The organism is Streptomyces sp. NPDC050743, assembly GCF_044456925.1.
Taxonomy (GTDB): domain Bacteria; phylum Actinomycetota; class Actinomycetes; order Streptomycetales; family Streptomycetaceae; genus Streptomyces.
On sequence record NZ_JBITGJ010000242.1, the window covers coordinates 1 to 4,817 of the forward strand.

Annotated in this window: 7 protein-coding genes; 2 read left to right on the forward strand and 5 right to left on the reverse strand. The window is 68.4% G+C overall.

Going from position 1 to position 4,817, the window contains the following annotated elements; all coding sequences use genetic code 11:
- The 3 genes from ACIBJF_RS52160 to ACIBJF_RS52170 all read right to left on the reverse strand — a co-directional run.
- Positions 1-140, reverse strand: a 140-nt coding sequence (locus ACIBJF_RS52160; RefSeq protein WP_399184926.1) for an excisionase family DNA-binding protein, incomplete at its 3' end; no start/stop codon positions are given.
- A 24-nt stretch (positions 141-164) separates the two neighbouring features.
- Positions 165-410: a helix-turn-helix domain-containing protein gene (locus tag ACIBJF_RS52165; protein WP_399184921.1), complete on the reverse strand. Its 246-nt coding sequence runs from the start codon at positions 408-410 to the stop codon at positions 165-167.
- A 33-nt stretch (positions 411-443) separates the two neighbouring features.
- Positions 444-1,187, reverse strand: a complete 744-nt coding sequence (locus ACIBJF_RS52170) for a VOC family protein (RefSeq protein WP_399184922.1) — start codon at positions 1,185-1,187, stop codon at positions 444-446.
- A 387-nt stretch (positions 1,188-1,574) separates the two neighbouring features.
- Between ACIBJF_RS52170 and ACIBJF_RS52175 the strand changes: the two genes are divergently transcribed.
- The gene (locus ACIBJF_RS52175) at positions 1,575-2,210 is read left to right on the forward strand and encodes a helix-turn-helix domain-containing protein (RefSeq protein ID WP_399184923.1); all 636 of its coding nucleotides are present in this window, start codon (positions 1,575-1,577) and stop codon (positions 2,208-2,210) included.
- A gap of 95 nt (positions 2,211-2,305) precedes the next feature.
- Positions 2,306-2,860, forward strand: a complete 555-nt coding sequence (locus tag ACIBJF_RS52180; protein ID WP_356315939.1) for a dihydrofolate reductase family protein — start codon at positions 2,306-2,308, stop codon at positions 2,858-2,860.
- Between the two features lie 627 nt (positions 2,861-3,487).
- Here ACIBJF_RS52180 and ACIBJF_RS52185 read toward each other — a convergent pair.
- Positions 3,488-4,129, reverse strand: coding sequence for a carbonic anhydrase (locus ACIBJF_RS52185; protein ID WP_399184924.1), 642 nt, complete (start codon positions 4,127-4,129; stop codon positions 3,488-3,490).
- A gap of 220 nt (positions 4,130-4,349) precedes the next feature.
- On the reverse strand, positions 4,350-4,694 hold the full coding sequence (locus ACIBJF_RS52190; protein WP_399184925.1) for a MerR family transcriptional regulator: 345 nt from the start codon (positions 4,692-4,694) through the stop codon (positions 4,350-4,352).
- Positions 4,695-4,817: the final 123 nt, after the last annotated feature.

Below are 4,817 nucleotides of genomic sequence, written 5' to 3' on the forward strand. Positions count from 1 at the left end.
TTCTCCACATCCACGGAGGAGAACCGGCGCTCACGGCCGACCCACGTAAACGGGATCTTGCCGTCCAACGCCCACTGACGAAGCGTCATCGGATGCATCCCGAGACGCTTCGCAGCCTTGGACATGCGCAGCAACTCCATGCACAGAACTATACATACACAACACTAGGGATTAATAATGAAGTTGATGAGCCTCGGCAGCGACGCCGGCCCCTGCGACCGCAGCGCCCGCGGACCGCCCTCGTTCCATGTTTGCCGCCACCGCTGCACCGACCGGACGCTGGCCCGCAGGTCCTTGGCGATCAGCGCACTCACCTCACCCCGAGCGAACCGCTCCGCGGCCTGGAGCCGTAACCCCTCGCGGAACACCTGGCGTTCGGCGGTCAGCCCGCCCCCCTGTGGATACCGCATGCCTCCGGTGATACCGCAAGGGACGACCAGCCGTCAGTGTGACGGGGCGAGGACGCAGAACTCGTGGCCCTCCGGGTCGGCCAGACATGTCCACGGGACGTCGCCCTGGCCGAGGTCGAGGTCGGTGGCGCCGAGGTCCCGCAACCGGGCCACCTCCGCCGCTTTGTCGTCACCGGAGTATGGCAGCAGGTCAAGATGGACGCGGTCCGGCACAGTCTTCATGTCGGGCGTGCCGAAAAACTCGAGATATGGGCCGACGCCCTTGGCAGAGCGCCACACCGCATGGTCGTCGGTCACCTCGTGCAGGGTCCAGCCCATCGCCTCACCCCAGAACCGGGCCATGGCCTGCGGATCCGTGCAGTCGACCACCACCCGGGCGATCGGCCCGGTGTCCCGGTAGATCTCCCGAGGCTCCAGCACGCAGAACTCGTTGCCCTCCGGGTCGGCGAGGACGGTCCACGGCACTTTGCCCTGGCCCACGTCGGCGGGAGTCGCACCGAGAGACTGGAGGCGTGCGACCAACTCCGCCTGATGGGCTGCAGAGATGGTGGCGAGATCGAGGTGCACACGGTTCTTTGCTGTCGTCTTGGGTTCCGGGACAGGAACGACGTCGATGCCGACGACCACCGGGTCCGGCCAGACGAGTCCGCCTCCGGGTCCGACGTAGGTGGTCACGCCGGGGCTGTAGGCACTCCAGCCGAGCGCCTCCGCCCAGAACCGGCCTACCGCCGAATGATCAAGAGCCTTTATGTTCACCATGACAGGTCGCAGCGCCATGCCGGCGATCCTATGCACCCGCTCTGCAACGAGGCAGGCACCGTCGCCGAACAGAGATCAACTCGCTCACCAGCCCCAATGCTCAACTCGCCAACCAGAGCGCTCAGCCCCGCCAGGTGAAGTGCTAAGTCACAGTCGGCCCCTACGACACCACGAGTTCAACGTCAGTAATGGCCGGGGATTCCTACCACGGTCGGGTGACCGTCTCGATGGGTTCCTGCTTCACCGCGCTGTGAAGCTTCGGCCGTCCGCGCGACGTGACACACTGGCGGCTCAGGCGGCGGTGAACGGGGGCGATCCGGTTGGGTCTGGAGATCGACAGTCGGCCGTCGGAGTTGCCGTACATCGAGAGGGGTATGGCGCAGCCGCAGTATCGAGGTTGACCGGATGACGTCGATCGCGGCGTCGCACTGGGAGCTTGTCTTCTGGGAGCACGACGGCCACGTGCAGGCGGCCGTGCTGGGCCCGGAGCCCAAGGCCTGTCTGGCTCCCGTTCCCAAGGACGCCAGGTTCTTCGGTATCAGCTTCGCTCTGGGCACCTCGATGCCTCACGTGCCGATCAGCCGGCTTGTGGGTGGTAGCGCGGAGATACCCGACGTGACTCGGCGCTCCGTGTGGCTGAAGGGTTCCGCCTGGCACGTGCCCGATTACGACAATGCGGAGGCGTTCGTACGGCGCATGGTGCGTGAGGGCATCGTGGACTGCGACCCGATCGTGCCCGCGGTGCTTGGCGGCGCGGCCCCCGATGTCTCCGCGCGAACCCTCCAGCGGCGTTTCGTCGCGGCAACGGGCCTCACCCGGGGGGCCATCCGGCAGATCCACCGTGCCCGCGAGGCGGCGGTACTGATCCAGGAGGGGGCGCCGGCGCAGGACGTCGTGCACCGGCTGGGCTATTTCGACCAGCCGCACCTGGCGCGGTCCTTGACCCGGTTCATCGGCCGGACCGCCACTCAGCTGAGTGCTCCGGACAGGGCGGAGCCGCTGTCGCTTCTGTACAAGCCCTCTTCCCCAGTGCCCGCATAGTCTTCCTGACGTAGCCGACGGGGTCGGCCCGCCTAGGCCGGGGCGCTATTCGGCCGGGACTGGGTAGAGGACCCCGAACTCATCACGGAGGAATCATGCGCAAGGTCGTTTCGGGTCTGTTCGTCTCGCTCGACGGTGTCGCCCAGTCGCCGAACGAGTGGCAGTTCGCTTTCGACGAGGAGATGGGCGCGGCGCTGGGAAAGACGCTGGAGACGGCCGACACGATTCTGCTGGGCCGGGTGACCTTCACCGAGTGGGCCGGGTACTGGCCGACGGTGACCGACGGCGAGGACGCCGGCTTCGCCAAGTGGATCAATGACTCGTCCAAGTACGTCGTCTCCTCCACGCTCGACAGCGTGGACGACTGGGCGAACAGCACGCTTATCAACGGCGATCTGACGGCCGCGATCGAAGAGCTCAAGGCGGGAGAGGGCAAGGACATCACCGTCGCGGGCAGCCCCACGCTGGTGCGTTCGCTTCTGGAGCAGGACCTGCTGGACGAACTGGTACTGCTGATCCACCCGGTGGTGGCCGGCGAGGGCCGCAAGAAGCTGTTCGCCGACGACGCCACCCTGAAGAAGCTGGAGCTGGTCAGCGCTCAGCCGACCAGCAGCGGAGTGATCATCGCGACCTACCGTCCGACGCGCTGATCACTGCTCGACGCGGGTCGGGTACATGGACGGGCGGGAGATCGAGCCGCTTGTCCATGTCGAGGCGGAACGTGCCCTACGGGTTGATGTTGGACCAGAACGGCGCGGTCAGCCCGCGCCGGTCCTCGGCGGTGAGTGAGGGTGTCCGCCTTCACGGTCCACTGCTGGCGTGCGGCGGTTTCGATGGCGATGAAGACGGCGTTGTGCGCCATGGCCGTGCGGTAGGCGTCGTGGAAGGCGTTGGTGCCGGTGGTGTCCGGGATGAGGTGAGCGGGGCAGGTGACCGGCAGGGCTGCACGAGGCATTCTGCCCGCTGGTGACGTTGATTCGTGTCCGCGACGCGATGGCGGGTCACGGTGAGTGTCATCTTTTGCTTCGGACCAGCGGCTTTTGCCATTTCGCGGCCCCTGACACGACGCCGGTGCACAGTCAGGGGCCGCTGACACGCGAGTGCAGTGCCGCTTCCTTTAACGTCACCGCGCCAGGCGGGACACGCCGCCGTCAACCGCGAGCGCCTCCCGCTGCCGTGGGAGGCGGCCGCCACCAGCACCGGGCCCTCCGGCACGCGCCCCGCCTTTGCTCCTCCGACCGCGGCACATCATCCTGAGCGGCCCCGGCCGGGACCGGTCAGGATGCGGCGGGGACGGCCGCGTCGAGGCCGCGGGAGGCGACGAGCTGCGCACTGCCGTCGGCCAGGCGGTAGCACAGGCCCACCACGGCGGCCTGGCCTGCGGCGACCTTCTCGGCGAGTACCCGGGAGCGGTCCAGCAGCAGGTCGACGGTGTGCCTTATGTGCTCGGCGAGGATCTCCTCGGGCTCGGCCTTTCCGGCGGCCCGCGCTGCCAGCACGCTGGGGGTCACCCGTTCGACGACGTCCCGGACGTATCCGGCCGGTGTCATGCCGTTCTCCAGGGCGGTGCAGGCTGCGCCGACCGCGCCGCAGGAGTCGTGGCCGAGGACCACGACCAGCGGGCAGCCCAGGACGTCCACGCCGTACTCGATGCTGCCCAGCACCTCCGGGCCGATGACGTGTCCGGCGGTGCGGACCACGAACAGGTCGCCCAGGCCGCGGTCGAAGATGATCTCGGCGGCCAGCCGGGAGTCGGAGCAGCCGAACATCACGGCGAAGGGCTGCTGGGACGGTGCGATCTCGGCGCGGCGGGTGGCGTCCTGGTTGGGGTGCTCGGGGGCGCCGGTGACGAAGCGCTGGTTGCCGGCCAGCAGCAGGTCGAAGGCTTCGGTGGGAGTAGGGGTCTTGATCTCGGTCATGGCCGCAGCCTACGGTCACGCCCCGGCCGTGGCGCTTGGTGGCGGGCTTCTTGGTGCTCGCTGCTGGGGCGTCACTGGCAGGCGCCGGGCGAGGCTGGCTTCGGGCCGGACCGTCTCAGGGAGGTGTGACGGTCCAGCCTCGGGCTGAGCAGCTGGCCGGCGCGGACCTTGCCGATGTCCGGCAGCGACTTGAGTAGGCGGCCTGGGCCGGCGGCCTGCTTCAGGCTGAGGTCTTCGACTGTGACTCGCTGCTCTGGGTGCGCAGTTGCTCGTTGATGCGCTTGGCTTCTTCGAGTTGGTCTTCGAGGATGACGATGCGGCAGGCGGACTCGATGGGGGTGCCCTGGTCGACGAGTTCGCGGGCGCGGGCGGCGATGCGCAGCTGATAGCGGGAGTAGCGGCGGTGGCCGCCTTCGGAGCGCAGGGGGGTTATCAGGCGGTGTTCGCCGAGGGCGCGCAGGAAGGCGGGGGTGGTGCCGAGCATCTCGGCGGCCCGGCCCATGGTGTAGGCGGGATAGTCGTCATCGTCGAGATTGTCGACGGGACGGGGACTGGCAGGGGGCATAGACCTCTTCTTCCAGGGGACGCGTCGGGGGGGCCCGGGGGCGGGACGGCCCCCCCCCGGCCCCCGCAGTAAAAACCCAACAACCCCACCCCCAAGGCCCGCGCTTTTACGCCCCACGCCCCG